At 45.8% G+C, this 15,549-nt stretch carries 14 protein-coding genes; 11 read left to right on the top strand and 3 right to left on the bottom strand.

Translation table 11 applies throughout. The features are described 5' to 3' along the window. Window positions 1-55 precede the first annotated feature (55 nt). Window positions 56-400 (top strand): YqcC family protein, encoded by a 345-nt coding sequence (locus tag K5X84_RS07425; RefSeq protein ID WP_054488177.1) that lies wholly within the window; start codon window positions 56-58, stop codon window positions 398-400. A 2-nt stretch (window positions 401-402) separates the two neighbouring features. Then, a complete protein-coding gene (gene truC, locus K5X84_RS07420) occupies window positions 403-1,113 on the top strand; it encodes a tRNA pseudouridine(65) synthase TruC (RefSeq protein WP_222235464.1) in 711 nt (236 codons plus the stop codon). Window positions 1,114-1,116: 3 nt separating this feature from the next. Here truC and dapD read toward each other — a convergent pair whose 3' ends face one another. The 3 genes from dapD to map are packed head-to-tail and all read right to left on the bottom strand — an operon-like array spanning window position 1,117 to window position 5,397. Beyond that, complete coding sequence (gene dapD / locus K5X84_RS07415) at window positions 1,117-1,941, bottom strand: 2,3,4,5-tetrahydropyridine-2,6-dicarboxylate N-succinyltransferase (protein WP_054488173.1); 825 nt, start codon at window positions 1,939-1,941, stop codon at window positions 1,117-1,119. A gap of 9 nt (window positions 1,942-1,950) precedes the next feature. Then, window positions 1,951-4,590: a [protein-PII] uridylyltransferase gene (glnD, locus tag K5X84_RS07410; protein WP_199494886.1), complete on the bottom strand. Its 2,640-nt coding sequence runs from the start codon at window positions 4,588-4,590 to the stop codon at window positions 1,951-1,953. 18 nt (window positions 4,591-4,608) lie between these two features. Further along, window positions 4,609-5,397 (bottom strand): type I methionyl aminopeptidase, encoded by a 789-nt coding sequence (gene map / locus K5X84_RS07405; RefSeq protein ID WP_222235463.1) that lies wholly within the window; start codon window positions 5,395-5,397, stop codon window positions 4,609-4,611. A gap of 286 nt (window positions 5,398-5,683) precedes the next feature. Here map and rpsB point away from each other — a divergent pair, with 286 nt between their 5' ends. The 9 genes from rpsB to bamA all read left to right on the top strand — a co-directional run bounded on the left by rpsB (window position 5,684) and on the right by bamA (window position 15,522). After that, window positions 5,684-6,412: a 30S ribosomal protein S2 gene (rpsB, locus tag K5X84_RS07400; protein WP_054488169.1), complete on the top strand. Its 729-nt coding sequence runs from the start codon at window positions 5,684-5,686 to the stop codon at window positions 6,410-6,412. Between the two features lie 15 nt (window positions 6,413-6,427). Then, window positions 6,428-7,306 (top strand): translation elongation factor Ts, encoded by an 879-nt coding sequence (tsf, locus tag K5X84_RS07395; protein ID WP_222235462.1) that lies wholly within the window; start codon window positions 6,428-6,430, stop codon window positions 7,304-7,306. Window positions 7,307-7,409: 103 nt separating this feature from the next. Further along, window positions 7,410-8,144 carry a UMP kinase gene (gene pyrH, locus K5X84_RS07390; RefSeq protein ID WP_222237006.1) on the top strand — a complete coding sequence of 245 codons (735 nt, stop codon included), beginning with the start codon at window positions 7,410-7,412 and terminating at the stop codon, window positions 8,142-8,144. Window positions 8,145-8,175: 31 nt separating this feature from the next. Further along, entirely contained in the window at window positions 8,176-8,733 is a 558-nt protein-coding gene (frr, locus tag K5X84_RS07385) for a ribosome recycling factor (RefSeq protein ID WP_054488165.1), read from the top strand. A gap of 82 nt (window positions 8,734-8,815) precedes the next feature. Beyond that, the gene (gene uppS / locus K5X84_RS07380) at window positions 8,816-9,589 is read left to right on the top strand and encodes a polyprenyl diphosphate synthase (protein ID WP_199494885.1); all 774 of its coding nucleotides are present in this window, start codon (window positions 8,816-8,818) and stop codon (window positions 9,587-9,589) included. A 3-nt stretch (window positions 9,590-9,592) separates the two neighbouring features. After that, a complete protein-coding gene (locus K5X84_RS07375; protein ID WP_222235461.1) occupies window positions 9,593-10,456 on the top strand; it encodes a phosphatidate cytidylyltransferase in 864 nt (287 codons plus the stop codon). A gap of 4 nt (window positions 10,457-10,460) precedes the next feature. Continuing rightward, window positions 10,461-11,654, top strand: coding sequence for a 1-deoxy-D-xylulose-5-phosphate reductoisomerase (ispC, locus tag K5X84_RS07370; protein ID WP_054488161.1), 1,194 nt, complete (start codon window positions 10,461-10,463; stop codon window positions 11,652-11,654). Further along, on the top strand, window positions 11,651-13,006 hold the full coding sequence (gene rseP / locus K5X84_RS07365; RefSeq protein ID WP_222235460.1) for a sigma E protease regulator RseP: 1,356 nt from the start codon (window positions 11,651-11,653) through the stop codon (window positions 13,004-13,006). Before ispC ends, rseP begins: the two co-directional genes overlap by 4 nt. A 32-nt stretch (window positions 13,007-13,038) precedes the next feature. Next, window positions 13,039-15,522, top strand: a complete 2,484-nt coding sequence (gene bamA, locus K5X84_RS07360) for an outer membrane protein assembly factor BamA (RefSeq protein ID WP_222235459.1) — start codon at window positions 13,039-13,041, stop codon at window positions 15,520-15,522. The last annotated feature ends 27 nt before the right edge of the window (window positions 15,523-15,549 follow it).

Here is a 15,549-nt window from a genome sequence, read left to right as displayed (position 1 = left end):
ATCACTATGGCGCCATTATATCGGTTTATACAATGATGTGGTAACGGAGTCTGATATGGAGCAGTATCAGAAAGCCGCTCGATTACTTGATAGAATAGAGCGCGAACTGAACAGTCTTGGCTTATGGCAGTCTCACCAGCCTCCCGTGCAGGCTTTGGAAAGTCAGCAGCCTTTTGCCGTTGATACGCTGGAGTTTCATCAGTGGCTGCAATTTATTATGTTGCCGCGGATGTGGTCTCTGGTCGACAGTCAACGACCTTTGCCTGAGGGCGTCGCGGTTAGTCCAATGGCTGCTCATACCTACCGTAACGAGCTTGAACAATACGAACAACTTATCGCTCTAATCCGTGAGTTTGATGTGCTGCTAAGTGGCACTGATCCTCTGCAGGAAGACGTCTAACGGTGAAGCAGTTAGAACTTATTTACCAAGACGAACATTTAGCTGTTATTAATAAACCCAGTGGCTTACTGGTTCACCGAAGCCGTATATCAAGCGGTGCCCGTGAGTTTGCTATGCAAATGCTGCGCAACCAATTGGGGCGTCATGTCTACCCTGTGCATCGGCTGGACAGGCCAACGTCAGGGTTACTCATCTTTGCTCTTAGTAGTGATATCGCACGAACTTTGACTGAACAGTTAACCGCTCGTGAGGTAAGAAAAACCTATCATGCGGTCGTCAGAGGTTATGTAGCTGAAAGCGGTACTATTGATTACGCGCTAAAAGAAGAACTGGATAAATTAGCGGACGCTGACGCAGATACCGATAAAGAAAAACAGCCGGCGGTGACGCATTATAAATGTTTAAAGCAGGTTGAATTGCCTTATAAGGTCAGCAAAAAGCACGATACCACGCGTTATTCATTGGTTCAGTTACAACCAGAAACGGGACGTAAGCACCAGTTACGCCGACACATGGCACATATTAGGCATCCCATTGTCGGTGATACAAACCATGGTGATGGACGGCATAATAACTTTTTTCGCGAGCACTTTAATTGCCACCGTTTACTGCTGGCAGCGACTGGACTTAGCTTTAAACATCCGGTCAGTGGCGAGTCCATCAATTTGGAAATACCACTGCCGGATGAGTTTCACCAGCCATTTCTTAAGTAAAAGTTATTCCGCGCTGCGTAGCAGGGCATTGATACCCACTTTGGCACGAGTTTTAGCATCAACCCGCTTAACAATGATGGCAGCGTAAAGGCTGTGCGTTCCGTTTGCAGAAGGCAATGAACCTGGTACAACAACGGAACCTGAAGGTACACGACCGTATAGAATGCGATCATTTTCGCGGTCATAAATGCGTGTGCTCTGGCCAATGTAAACGCCCATTGAAATAACAGCGCCTTCCTCAACAATAACGCCTTCAACAATTTCTGAACGCGCACCAATAAAGCAGTTGTCTTCGATGATGGTCGGGTTGGCTTGCAGTGGCTCTAATACACCACCGATACCCACGCCACCTGAAAGGTGCACATTTTTACCGATTTGTGCGCAGGAGCCGACAGTAGCCCAGGTATCAACCATAGTGCCTTCGCCAACATAGGCTCCAATATTTACGTATGACGGCATAACAACGACATTGCGGCCAATAAAGGCGCCTTTACGGACCATCGCCGGCGGTACAACACGCATGCCTTCGGCACGGAAACGAGCACTGTCATAATCAGCAAATTTAGCCGGAACTTTGTCCCAGAAACGTGTTTCGCCGCCTTCAATTAGGTCATTGTCGTTTAAACGAAACGACAGCAGAACGGCTTTTTTCAGCCATTGGTGAACAACCCACTCGCCCGAAATTTTTTCAGCGACTCGCAACTCACCGCGGTCAATCTCGTCAATGACGTAGCGAACTGCTTCACGCAAGTCGTCATTTTCAGTATGGGCGTTGAGCTGATCACGTTGTTCAAATGCATCGATGATGCGTTGTTTTATGTTTTCCATGATAAGGATTTAAAACTCCAGGTCTTTGATAATTTGTTTTTTTAACGTTTGTTTCTGCTTGTCGTCCAAAGCGGTTTGTTGCTCCGTGGTGACAATGAATAAATCTTCTGCCTGCTCGCCTATGGTGGTAATTTTTGCGGCAAGTAAGGTGACATTCTGTTGCTGTAAAATAGCCGCAAGTTTAGCAATAAGGCCGGGTCTGTCCAGAGTTACTAGCTCAAAGGTTGTGCGACCGTGATGCTTACTTGGTATAAATGTCACTTCTGTGGCTACTGAAAAGTTTTTCATGCGCCGTGACAAGGGGCGTTTTGTACTGGGGACAGGTATGCGTTTATGCAGAACGTCCAGCAATTGTTGTTTGACTTCTTCAATGCGCTGCGGTTCTGTCAATGGCTTGCCGTCCCGTTGCAGCACAACGAAAGTATCCATGACAAAACCGTCACGGGTGGCAAGGATTTGTGCATCCAGAATATTTAACTGCTGGCTATCCAGAACACCGGCAACAGAAGCAAATAAGTGGCTTTCTTCATGATGATAAATAAACAGCTCGGTTGTACCATAGTTGTTTTCATCACCAATTAGAATCAGTGGTAACTGGTCGGTCGGCAAGTTTAATATATGCTGTGAATGCCAGCTGATCTGCTCTGGCGTATGCCGGAAGAAATAATCGGCAGTAAAACGGCCCCACAAAGCGAGAATTTCTGACTTTTCAAACCCGGCACTTAACAGCAAAGCCATTGCATTGGCTTTGTTTTCGTTTATTTTCTGGCGAATATCCAGAGTTGGTTTATTACTGTCTTGTTGCAGCAAATAAGATGTTGCGTTGTATAGCTCTTCCAGCAGGGTTGCTTTCCAGTTATTCCAGAGCGACTGATTGGTTGCGCGAATATCGGCCACCGTAAGACAATAAAGGTAGTCCAGCCGCTCGAGCGTTGAAACCTGATTAGCAAAGTCTTGTATAACTTCAGGATCATGAATGTCACGTTTCTGTGCGGTAACTGACATGGTTAAGTGGTGTCTTACCAGCCAGGCAACCAGCTCAGCGTCTTCTTCGTCATAACCATGCTGATGACAGAAGTTGCGCGCGTCCATTTCGCCTAATTCAGAGTGATCACCTCCGCGCCCTTTGGCGATATCATGGAAAATACCCGCCAAATAAAGGCAATAGCGACGATCCATCTGTGCTACCAGCTTTTCGCATAAGGGAAACTGATCCTGATAGTCTTCGTCGCTGAAGCGGTAGAGGTTTCTCACCAGACGAAAAGTGTGCTCATCAACAGTGTAAGCGTGGAACAGATCAAACTGCATTTGCCCCACAATTTGTTGCCACTGGGATAAATAACTGGCCAATACGCTGTGGTGATGCATAAGTGCAAACGCCAGGCCACAGCCGCGGGGGTGCTGAATGAGCTGGTTAAACAGGTTTCTGCATTCAGGGTCATGGCTAAGAGGCTCGGTTAACTGAGCGCGCGCGTTTCTGAGTAAACGAATGGTATTTGAATGGATGCCTTTTATCTGTGGGTGTTCGGCAATGCAGACAAAAGCCCGGACAATATTGCAGTGGTCGTCGAATACGTTGTCATGTCGTGCAGTGAGCAACTCATTTGAGACCGCAAAGTCATCGCTAATATGCTCTGCGTGTTGTAAGTCCTGTGTGCCCAGTATGGCCTGATGAAAGAATTGCAGTAACATCTGGTTGAGCTCGCTGACACGAAGAACCACTTTAAAGTAATCTTTCATCATGGTTTCGACGGATGCTTTACCGTCATTGCCATAACCCAGGCGAACCGCTACGCCGGGCTGAAAGTCAAATAACAGGCGGTCTTCGCGTTTACCAGCTTCAAGATGGAGGGCAAAGCGGATGCGCCATAACCAGTTCATGCAGTCACGTAGCTCGACGAACTCATCGGCCGTCATATAACCGTATTCAACCAGGTTTTCATCTGAATGGGTGCGGAAGTGACGTTTAGCAATCCAGCCAACGGTCTGGATGTCACGCAGTCCACCGGGGCTTGATTTGATATTAGGCTCGAGATTATAGGATGTACTGTGATATTGCTGATGTCGTTGTTTTTGCTCATCAAGTTTGGCTTGATAAAAGTCTCGGCTCGACCATGGAAAGTCATTCAATAATTGTTGATGAAATTCGTTGTAAAGATCCTCAGAGCCATCAAGGTAACGGCTCTCAATAAGGTTTGTAGCAATAGTAATATCGTTTTCTGATTGACTAAAACATTCGTCGATGGTGCGTACCGAATGGCCAATATCTAAATGAAGATCCCATAAAAAGGTAATAAGCTGACTGAGCTTTTCAGACAACCTGGTTTCAGCGTCTTCGCTCTGGGGGGCAATTAAAATGAGTAAATCGATATCTGAACCCGGATGCAGTGTTTCACGGCCATAACCGCCAACAGCTAATATAGTGGCGGGTTCATTGTTAAGTTTAAACTGTTGCCACAATTGGCAAATGAGCTGATCAAAAAATGTCGAACGGTGATGAACAAGCTCATCAATGTCGGCCGTAACAAAACGCGCCGCAGACCAGTTACGGTAGCTCTCCAGAAGTGCTTTATAGTCTTTAATGCAAGGGGTATGAGTTCTGTCAGGCCAACGGCCATGGAAGTCTTTATCCTGTTCAACATCAGCCATAATACCCCCTGAAGTCAGTTAGTTGTGCTCGATAACTCGCGCTAAGTCAGGTTCGTCATTACGTAATGTCAGAACCTCTACACCGTTATCCGTGACTAATAGAGTGTGCTCCCACTGTGCACTCAGACTGCGATCCTTGGTAAGTACGGTCCAGCCGTCTTTCATCAGTTTCGTGTGGCGCTTGCCAACGTTAACCATAGGCTCGATAGTAAAGCACATTCCGGCTTTTAACTCTTCGCCGGTACCTGCCTGGCCATAATGAAGAATTTGTGGATCCTCATGAAACACGGAGCCAATACCGTGTCCGCAGTATTCGCGGACAATTGAGTAGCCGTGGCTTTCCGCGTGCTTTTGAATAACTTCCGCAAAGTCGCCGAGCTTGATCCCTGGCTTGACCATTTCTATCGCTTTGTAAAGGGACTCCTGGGTCACTTTAATCAAACGTTTTGCCATAATAGTAGGCTTACCTACCACAAACATTTTTGAGGTGTCGCCGTGGTAACCATCAAGCTTTACGGTGACATCAATGTTCATAATATCGCCATCTTTAAGCTTTTTGGGACCAGGAATACCGTGGCAGACACAATGGTTAACAGAGGTGCAAATGGACTTAGGGAACCCATGGTAATTTAACGGAGCAGGGTAAGCGCCATGGTCAGTAATATACTTGTGGCAGATATCGTCCAGCTCTTCTGTGGTTACACCTGGTTTTACGTATTCACCAATCATTTCAAGAACACTAGCGGCAAGCTTGCCTGCAGCGCGCATTTTTTCGATTTCTTCGGGTGTCTTAATTGAGATGGTCATTCTCTTCCTGTCCGTGACTGCTGGAAAAGCCGACAGTTTAACAGCGACTGATAGAATTCGCTATCTTTGAGGCGGGTTAAAACATAAGTTAAGTAACGTTTTTTGTTGTGTAAGTGTGCTCGTTATGGTATAAAACGCACGCTTTTTTGGCCTTATGCCAACAAAGTAAACTTGTATGTAAATGATAATCCACACATACATCGACACATAAGACGGGGTGCTTGTCTAAGAACAAGTCGGCTTATGGGATGTATGGAGGCTTAACCCCCTAAAAAGGAAAAATATTATGGCTAACGTGTCAATGCGTGACATGCTGAAAGCAGGTGTCCATTTCGGTCACCAAACTCGTTTCTGGAATCCAAAAATGAAACCTTACATTTTTGGTGCTCGTAACAAAATTCATATCATTAACCTCGAAAAAACTGTGCCTATGTTCAACGATGCGTTGAGCTACATGCAGCACGTTGCTTCAAACAAAGGTAAAATCCTGTTTGTTGGTACTAAGCGCGCAGCAGCAGAAGCGGTTAAAGAAGCAGCTATTAACTGTGGTCAGTATTATGTAAACCACCGTTGGTTAGGCGGCATGTTGACTAACTGGAAAACAGTTCGTCAATCAATCAAGCGTCTAAAAGACCTTGAAACAATGAGCCAAGACGGAACATTCGACAAACTAACCAAGAAAGAAGCTTTGGTTAACACTCGTGAAATGGAAAAGCTGGAAAAAGGCTTAGGCGGTATCAAAAACATGGGCGGCTTACCAGACGTTCTGTTTGTTATCGATGCTGATCACGAGCACATCTCTATTAAAGAAGCTAATAACCTGGGCATTCCAGTTGTTTCTGTTGTGGATACAAACTCTGACCCTGACGGTGTTGATTACATTGTTCCGGGTAACGATGACGCGATCCGTGCAATTCAATTGTATTTGAACACTGCTGCAGAAGCGGTAAAAGAAGCACGTACAGCGCAAGTTGAAGCAAAAGACTCTGACGATTTCGTCGAAGCAACTGAATAATCGAGGAATAGAATCATGGCAATTACAGCAGCTCTAGTAAAAGAACTGCGCGAGCGCACAGGCGCTGGCATGATGGACTGCAAAAAAGCATTGCAGGAAGTCGACGGTGATATGGAAGCGGCAATTGACCTGATGCGTAAAAGCGGTCAGGCCAAAGCAGCGAAGAAAGCAGGCCGTGTTGCAGCTGAAGGTGTTATTTTAGTTAAGTCTGAAGGCAACCAGGCAACGTTAGTTGAGCTAAACTGCGAAACTGACTTCGTAGCACGTGACGACAGCTTCCTGGCATTTGGCGATAAAGTCATTAACGTTGCATTTGCTAACAAAGAAAATGACGTTGAAGCGTTAAAAACGACTGACATCGGTGGTCAAACGGTTGAGAAAACTCGTGAAGACTTAGTGGCTAAAATTGGTGAGAACATGAACGTTCGTCGTGTTCAAACTCTTGAAGCTGGCGATGTTGTTGCAACTTACACTCACGGTGCCCGCATCGGTGTTGCAGTTGCTCTTATCGGTGGTGATGAAGACTTGGCTCGTGACTTATGTATGCACGTTGCAGCAAGTAATCCACAGTTTGTTAAGCCTGAAGACGTTGAAGCTGAAGTTGTTGAGAAAGAGCGCTCTATTCAGGTTGATATCGCAATGCAAAGCGGTAAGCCGAAAGAAATCGCTGAAAAGATGGTTGAAGGCCGTATGCGTAAGTTTACCGGTGAAATCAGCCTGACTGGTCAGCCTTTCGTGAAAGATCCATCAATGACTGTTGGTGAGTTACTGAAGAAAGCTGGTGCCGATGTTGTTACTTTCGTTCGCTTTGAAGTGGGTGAAGGTATTGAACGTAAAGAAGAAGATTTTGCTTCTGAAGTTCAGGCACAAGTGGCGGCAGCGAGCAAAGGCTAACAGCGTGGTCTCGACCAGCCCCATGAAATAGAAAATTATAAACCGCGTCTTGAGCGTTCAGGACGCGGTTTTTTTTAAACTAAAGGAAAGAGTAGAGGCAATGATGAGCACCCATCCGAAACCCAGTTATCGACGCATATTGTTAAAACTCAGTGGTGAAGCCCTTATGGGGGACGAACCATTTGGCATTGATGCTAAAGTGCTTGATCGTATGGCACAGGAAATTAAGGAATTAGTTGAACTTGGGGTTCAGGTAGGCTTAGTCATTGGTGGTGGTAACTTATTCCGTGGAGAAGGTTTAGCCAAAGCTGGTATGAATCGTGTTGTGGGCGACCATATGGGTATGTTGGCAACAGTGATGAATGGTCTGGCAATGCGTGACGCTCTGCATCGTGCTTTTGTTAACGCGCGCTTAATGTCAGCTATTGAATTAACGGGTGTTTGTGACAGCTATAACTGGGCAGAAGCTATTAGTTTATTAAAGTCAGGTCGGGTGGTGATTTTCTCTGCCGGAACTGGCAACCCTTTCTTTACGACAGACTCAGCGGCGTGTTTACGCGGAATTGAAATTGAAGCTGAAGTTGTTCTTAAAGGAACGAAAGTTGATGGGGTTTATTCGGATGATCCTGTGGGTAATCCGGATGCAACCTTGTATAAGCATATTAATTACGATGATATACTGGAAAAACAGTTAAAAGTAATGGATTTAGCGGCATTCACTCTGGCGCGAGACCACGCTTTGCCTATCCGGGTGTTTAATATGAATAAGCCGGGTGCTTTACGAGCCGTGATTATGGGTGAAGAAGAAGGTACACTAATTAGTAAAGACGCAGAGTAATCGCCGCTATTGAATAGAAGGGTATAAGACAGTGATAAAAGAAATTATAGAAGACGCTAAAGATCGCATGGAAAAAAGTGTTGAGTCATTGCGTAGTCAAATGTCGAAAGTACGCACCGGACGAGCTCACCCCAGCATTTTAGATAGTGTTATGGTGAACTATTACGGTACTGACACGCCGCTGAAACAGTTGGCTAATATCACCACCGAGGACTCCAGAACTTTAGCGTTGACCGTATTTGACAAGTCGGCTTCAGCTGCGGTTGAAAAGGCAATTATTAACTCGGACTTGGGGTTAAATCCGGCATCAGCCGGAGCTGTTATTCGCATTCCTTTGCCACCATTGACTGAAGAGCGTCGTCGCGACCTGGTTAAAATTGTGCGCGCGGAAGCAGAGCAGGGGCGAGTGGCGGTACGCAATATTCGTCGTGACGCGAACAGCGATATTAAAGACCTTCTGAAAGAAAAAGAAATTACTGAAGATGAAGAACGTAGTGCTGAAGATGAGATTCAAAAACTGACGGATAAATACGTCAAGCAAATTGATGAATCGTTGAAAGCAAAAGAAGAGGACTTGATGGAAATTTAACCATCAAACCTTACCTACGTTGGTCTATGACGCCGTGTCAGGTATACTCGCACGGCGTTTTTTAATGTTTACGGCAGATTGAATGAAAGAATTACCGTCAATAGAGCAGTTAGTTCCCCGACACGTTGCCATTATCATGGACGGCAATGGTCGTTGGGCGAAACAACGCGGTAAAATACGAACTTTTGGGCATAAGGCCGGAGCAGAAGCTGTGCGCAGAGCGGTCGCTTTTGCTCGCCGTAACGGTATAGAGTCTCTGACTTTATTTGCTTTTAGTAGCGAAAATTGGAAGCGTCCCGCTACTGAAGTATCGGTACTGATGGAGTTGTTTATGTCAGTATTGAAAAGCGAAGTAAAAAAGTTAGACGATAATGATATTCGCTTGCGCATTATTGGCGATAAAGGTGCTTTCTCAAAGCGTTTACAAAAGCGAATACAAGAAGCCGAAGAAAAGACTCAGAATAATAGTGGGCTAAATTTAAATATCGCTGCAAACTATGGTGGTCAATGGGATATCACTCAAGCCAGTCGTAAGTTGGCTGATAAAGTGAAAACCGGCGAGATCGAGCCTTCAGAAATTACCGAAGAGGCAATATCCGGTGAACTTATGATGGCCGATCAGCCATTACCGGATTTACTCATCCGAACGGGGGGTGAGCGTCGTATTAGTAATTTTCTATTATGGCAGTTGGCTTATGCAGAGTTGTATTTTACTTCAACATTGTGGCCAGACTTTGACGATGCCATTTTTGCTAAAGCAATAACGGATTTTGCTCAACGTGAACGTCGCTTCGGTTTAACCAGCGAACAATTGACCGTGCTTATGCAAGGCATAGAAACTCGGATAGAGGAATAACACTTGCTAAAACAACGTATTATTACAGCATTATTGCTGGTTCCAGTGGCACTATACGGGGTTTTTATGCTGCCGCTTTGGGGCTTTTCTCTGTTCATTCAGGCGGTTTTAATGCTGGGTGCCTGGGAATGGTCTCCTTTAATGGGCGTGCGTCGTACATCAGCGCGTATTGCTTATACTCTGTTTGTTGGAGCTATAATTGGTGTGCTTTCATGGCTGGCACCGTATGAACACTTATGGCGCGATGGCGAGCTTTCTAAACTGATTTATTACACTATCCTTGCCGGTGGCATCTGGTGGGTCGTAGCTTTGGCAATGATAGTTAATTACCCCTCAAGTCGCCGTATGTGGTCGCGAACCCGCGCCATTGTTGGTGTTTTTGGGTTGCTGATTTTTATTCCTACATGGGCTGCATTAGTCACGGTCCGCTCTATCGATATTGATGAGTCACGCTTCTTTGGTGGCTGGGTTGTTCTGTTTATTCTTCTTTTAGTCTGGGCTGCCGATGTCGGTGCGTATTTTGCCGGCGTTCGTTATGGGCGCAACAAAATGATGCCAGCCGTAAGTCCGGGCAAAACGATGGAAGGTTTATGTGGCGGGGTAACTCTGGCTTTTGTGGTGATGATGGTTGTGGCGCACTGGACTAAAGTGCCCGCTGATCAATTTACCGGTTATTACTTAACCGGGTTGTTTACTGTAGTGGCGTCGGTATTCGGAGATTTAAACGAAAGTATGTTTAAACGCAGTGCCGGAGTAAAAGACAGCGGATCAATTTTACCGGGGCATGGGGGAATTCTTGACCGTATTGACAGTCTTACAGCTGCAGTGCCTATTTTCACCTTAGCTTATCTGGAGTTTTTGCATTAAACCTATGCGTCGAATTACGGTTTTGGGAGCAACAGGCTCCATTGGTCAAAACACTCTGGATGTTGTTGCACGACACCCGGAAGACTTTGAGGTTTTTGCGCTAACCGCTCACAGCCAGGTTCAGGTTATGGCTGAGCTGTGTTTGAAGCACCATCCACAATACGCCGTTATGGGCTCTCAAAGCAGTGCGTCAGAGCTCAAAGAACTTTTAGGCACTCAGGTATCAACACAGGTAACCTACGGCGAAAAAGCTTTAGCAGAAGTTAGTGCCGCAGGCGACGTCAATATTGTTATGGCAGCGATAGTTGGCGCTGCAGGACTTGCCCCGACATTAGCTGCTATTGATGCGGGTAAAGATGTCTTGCTGGCCAACAAAGAAGCCCTGGTAATGAGCGGTCAATTGTTTATTGACCACGCACAACGTTCTGGCGCTCGAATAATACCAGTAGACAGCGAACACAATGCTATTTTCCAGTGCTTACCCCAGGCTGCCCAGCAGTTGGTTGGCACTATGTCTTTAGCAGAGCATGGTATTCAGCATCTGTTATTAACTGGCTCCGGTGGCCCGTTTCGGGATATACCACTTGAAGAGCTATCGAAACAAACTCCAGGGGCGGCATGTAACCATCCCAACTGGTCTATGGGACGAAAGATATCTGTCGATTCGGCCACTATGCTTAATAAAGGACTGGAATATATTGAAGCCCGCTGGTTATTCAATTGCTCACGTGAACAGTTGAAAGTGGTGATTCACCCTCAAAGTGTTATCCATTCTATGGTCCAGTACACCGATGGCTCGGTTCTGGCGCAAATGGGGGAGCCTGATATGCGCACCCCAATTGCCCATTCACTGGGGTATCCTGAGCGATTAGAAAGCGGTGTATCAAATCTGGATTTTACTCAAATTGGACAGTTAACGTTTAAACAGCCCGAGTCAGCTCGCTATCCCTGTCTGCAGCTTGCAATAGAAGCGTGTTGGGCAGGGCAGTGGGCAACGACAGCCTTAAATGCTGCCAATGAAATAGCCGTTGATGCGTTTTTGCAGGAACAGGTGGGCTTTACCGATATCGCTAAAGTCTGTGATTCCGTATTACAGTCGGTAACAACTCATGAGGCTGATAGCATCGAGACGCTATTAGCTATCGATAAAAAAGCGCGTTTAGCAGCTAAACAATGGTTGCAGGAGTACGCACAGTGATAGACGCAATTTGGTATTTCTTTTCGTTTGTTGTCACATTGGGAATTTTGGTTGCGTTTCACGAGTTCGGGCATTTTTGGGTTGCTCGACGCTGTGGCGTTAAGGTAATAACCTTTTCTGTTGGTTTTGGTCGCGCTATTTGGAAGCGTACCGGAAAAGACGGTACGGTCTATCAACTAGGTGCTATCCCTCTTGGCGGTTATGTTCGAATGCTGGATGAACGCATTGATGATGTTACCGAAGAAGAGCGAGATGTAAGCTTTAATGCACAGTCGGTTTATAAACGTTTTGCCATAGTAGCGGCGGGTCCTGTTGCTAACTTTGTCCTTGCGGTAGCGGTGCTATGGCTCATGTTCGGTATTGGTGTGCCGACGGTAAAGCCTGTTATTGGTGATATCAAAGAAAACTCCATTGCTGCAAAAGCAGATCTGGAAAGAGGCAGTGAAATTTTGTCAGTCGACGATGTAGAAGCTTATGACTGGCAACAAGTGCAGCTGGGCTTAATGTCCGCTATTGGCGATGACGAGACGATAATAACGTTAAGAACGCCGGCGGGAAGTGAAGTTCAGCGCAGGCTGGACTTGACTGGCTGGCGGTTTGATCCTGAGACAGAGTCGACCTTTGGAAGTTTAGGTATTGAGGTTTATCAGCCTGAAGTTTACACCGAGCTTAGTCAGGTTGAAGCAGACTCACCAGCTGATGCGAGCGGCCTTAAAGCGGGCGACACTATTATTTCTATTGACGGTGAGCAAGTCGATAGTTGGGAAAGAATACGTGAGATTATTGCTCAGTCGGCTGGGCAGAGTCTGTTGTTTACGGTTGAAAGAAATAGCGTTGAGCAGGAAGTTTCTGTTCAAATAGGGGAACGGGAAAGTCAAAATGGTGTCATAGGCTACCTTGGCGTAGTTCCGGTGACTGAACCGTTACCTGATAATTATGTTTTCAACCATCAATACGGGTTTTTCGGGGGCTTAGCGAAAGGCGCAGAAAAAACTTGGGAGTTGATGGTTGTTAGCGTGAAAATGATAGGTAAACTGCTGACCGGAGATGTTTCTGTAAAGAACCTGGCAGGGCCTTTAAGTATTGCTGAAGGTGCTGGTGTTAGCGCTAGTAACGGGTTCGTCTATTTTTTAAGTTTTTTGGCATTATTAAGTGTCAATTTAGGGATAATAAATTTATTACCTTTACCGGTGTTAGACGGCGGTCATTTAGTGTTTTACAGCATTGAATGGGTTCGTGGTAAGCCGGTATCCGAAAGAGTGCAAGACGTTTGCTATAGGATTGGTGGGGTGCTGGTATTCGCGTTGATGGCGTTAGCAATATCAAATGACATCGCCCGTTTCGCATTCTGAGTCACGAATTAACAAAAAAGTAGCTAGTGATAATGACGTTTAAAAAGCTGTTAGTGAGTGCCATGATTGCAGGTGCAGTAGCACCAGCCTACGCACAAGACGAGTTTGTTGTTCAGGATATTGAAGTTAAAGGGTTACAACGTGTCGCTTTAGGTGCTGCGTTAACTTATATTCCGGTTAGGGTGGGTGATGAGGTGAGTGAGTTACAGATTCGTAGCGCCATTCGCTCACTCTACTCTTCGACTCACTTCAACTATATTGATGCACGGAGAGATAACGATACGTTAATTTTCACCGTCAGTGAGCGACCAACCATTGCTGAAATTACCTTTGAAGGTAACAGCGATATCAAAGACGAGCAGCTTGAAGAGAGCTTGCTTGATAATAATATTGTTACTGGCGAACCTCTGGATAGAACCACTATTTCAGGCATAGAAAAAGGTCTGGAAGATTTCTATCATAGTGTTGGTAAATACAATGCATCGGTGGATATACAAGTTGTTGATTTGCCGCGCAACCGAGTTGAGTTGCGTATGAACTTCGACGAAGGCGACGCTGCTGAAATTGCACAAATTAATATTGTGGGTAATAAGGCGTTTGCCGATGAGCAACTTCTTGATGCTTTCGAACTTCGCGATGAGCTCCCGTGGTGGAACGTTATTGGCGAAAAGCGCTACCAGAAACAGCAGTTAAGTGGTGACTTAGAGACTTTAGAGTCTTTTTATCGGGACCGTGGGTATTTGCGTTTCCAGGTTGAATCCGTTCAGGTTTCTATGACACCCGATCGTGAAGGTATTTATATCACCATCAATGTTAAAGAGGGTGATAAATACAACGTAAGCGAAACCGATGTTATTGGGGATCTAAAAGGCCACGAAGAGCTAGTCAGCCGAATTGCGACTATTGAAGAAGGTACCCTCTATAACGCCGCACAGGTGACTTATATCGAGGATATGATTAGCCGCTTCTATGGTCGTTACGGCTATGCTTACCCTGAAGTTCGAGCTATCCCTGAACATAATGACGATGACAAAACGGTTAAAATTACTTTCTCGGTAGAACCGGGTAAGCGTGTCTATGTACGTCACATTAATTTTGAAGGTAACGGTGCGACAAAAGACCGGGTGCTTCGTCGTGAAATGCGCCAACTGGAAGGTGCCTGGTTATCTGACAATAAAATTGAACAAGGTAAGGTTCGTCTTGAACGTCTTGGTTTCTTTGAGACAGTTGAAACATCAACTGAGCGAGTCGAAGGCAGCGATGATCAGGTTGACGTGACCTATAAGGTGAAAGAGCAACCATCGGGCTCCTTTAACGCCGGCGTTGGTTATGGTGACTACTCAGGTTTGCAACTTAATGCGGGTGTTCAGCAAAATAACTTCCTGGGCACTGGTAACAGAGTTGGATTTAATGTCAGCACCAGCCGCTTTAATAAAAACGTTAACGTTTCCTATACTGACCCGTACTTCACAATGAATGGCGTTAGCCTTTCAGGACAAGTGTATATGAGTGAGTTTGATGCCGGCCAGGCGGAAAACTTAATTCGTTACAATCAGAAAACCTTTGGTGTTTCCAGCGGTGTAGGCTTCCCGGTTGATGAAATCAACAGCTTTAACTTTGGTATTGGTTATAAAAACCAGGAAGTAACGAACGTTGACGGTTATGAGCAAATACGGAAATTTTATTCCGCATACTTAAACCGGGAGAACCCTGACGACGGTGTCGCTTTCGATATTTATGAGTTTAATATGGGCTGGTCCCGTGTAACCTTAAATAGAGGGCGCTTTCCAACCAGTGGTTCTTCTCAACGCGCTGGCATTGAGATCTCTGCGCCGTTTAGTGACGTCCAGTATTTCCGGACGAACTATGAATATAAACATTACTACCCGTTAACGCGCGATCAGCAATGGACATTCCTGACACGCCTTAACCTAGGTTATGGTAATGGTTATGGTACAGATGACAGAGGTAATGATTACTTATTGCCATTCTGGGAGTCTTTCCGAGTTGGCGGACAGGGCGACTTACGTGGTTTCGAAGCTAACACTGTTGGACCACGAGCTATTTACAGTTCGGCAAGCCAGCTACCGGCACCACCAGACGTAACCGGGGCGCCAAATGGTTTGCCATCTGGCTCAGATTCACAACAAGTTCAGGTGAGCCGCTTTGCCGTTGGCGGTAACGCAAAAGTTGTCGGTGGGCTTGAGCTTATCGTACCAACACCTTTTGTCGATGAAGGTATGCGTAATAGCGTAAGAACAAGTGTCTTTGTTGACTTCGGTATGGTCTGGGATACAGAATTCGACTACGATAGGTATAAAGACCTGGAGCTGGCTCAGGGAAGTCAGCCGTTAACGGATTACAGTTCGCCAGGCGACTTCAGAGCTTCAGCGGGTGTATCCGTTCAATGGATATCACCAATGGGTCCGCTGACCTTTTCACTGGGGCGGGCTCTGAAAGAAGTTGAGGGTGATGAAACTCAAGTGTTCTCGTTTAATATCGGAACCACATTCTGATAATAATAATTAAATATTAGTAATAAA

This window comes from Idiomarina abyssalis, from assembly GCF_019797805.1.
GTDB lineage: Bacteria > Pseudomonadota > Gammaproteobacteria > Enterobacterales > Alteromonadaceae > Idiomarina > Idiomarina abyssalis.
Note: the sequence above shows the minus strand (reverse complement) of the source record. Positions and strands in the feature narration are given on the sequence as shown.

What these genes read in the sequence shown, in the direction of transcription:
- K5X84_RS07425 (WP_054488177.1), top strand. Translation starts at nt 56, where the DNA reads ATGGAGCAGTATCAGAAAGCCGCTCGATTACTTGATAGAATAGAGCGC.
- dapD (WP_054488173.1), bottom strand. Translation starts at nt 1,941, where the DNA reads ATGGAAAACATAAAACAACGCATCATCGATGCATTTGAACAACGTGAT.
- glnD (WP_199494886.1), bottom strand. Translation starts at nt 4,590, where the DNA reads ATGGCTGATGTTGAACAGGATAAAGACTTCCATGGCCGTTGGCCTGAC.
- map (WP_222235463.1), bottom strand. Translation starts at nt 5,397, where the DNA reads ATGACCATCTCAATTAAGACACCCGAAGAAATCGAAAAAATGCGCGCT.
- rpsB (WP_054488169.1), top strand. Translation starts at nt 5,684, where the DNA reads ATGGCTAACGTGTCAATGCGTGACATGCTGAAAGCAGGTGTCCATTTC.
- tsf (WP_222235462.1), top strand. Translation starts at nt 6,428, where the DNA reads ATGGCAATTACAGCAGCTCTAGTAAAAGAACTGCGCGAGCGCACAGGC.
- pyrH (WP_222237006.1), top strand. Translation starts at nt 7,410, where the DNA reads ATGAGCACCCATCCGAAACCCAGTTATCGACGCATATTGTTAAAACTC.
- uppS (WP_199494885.1), top strand. Translation starts at nt 8,816, where the DNA reads ATGAAAGAATTACCGTCAATAGAGCAGTTAGTTCCCCGACACGTTGCC.
- ispC (WP_054488161.1), top strand. Translation starts at nt 10,461, where the DNA reads ATGCGTCGAATTACGGTTTTGGGAGCAACAGGCTCCATTGGTCAAAAC.
- bamA (WP_222235459.1), top strand. Translation starts at nt 13,039, where the DNA reads ATGACGTTTAAAAAGCTGTTAGTGAGTGCCATGATTGCAGGTGCAGTA.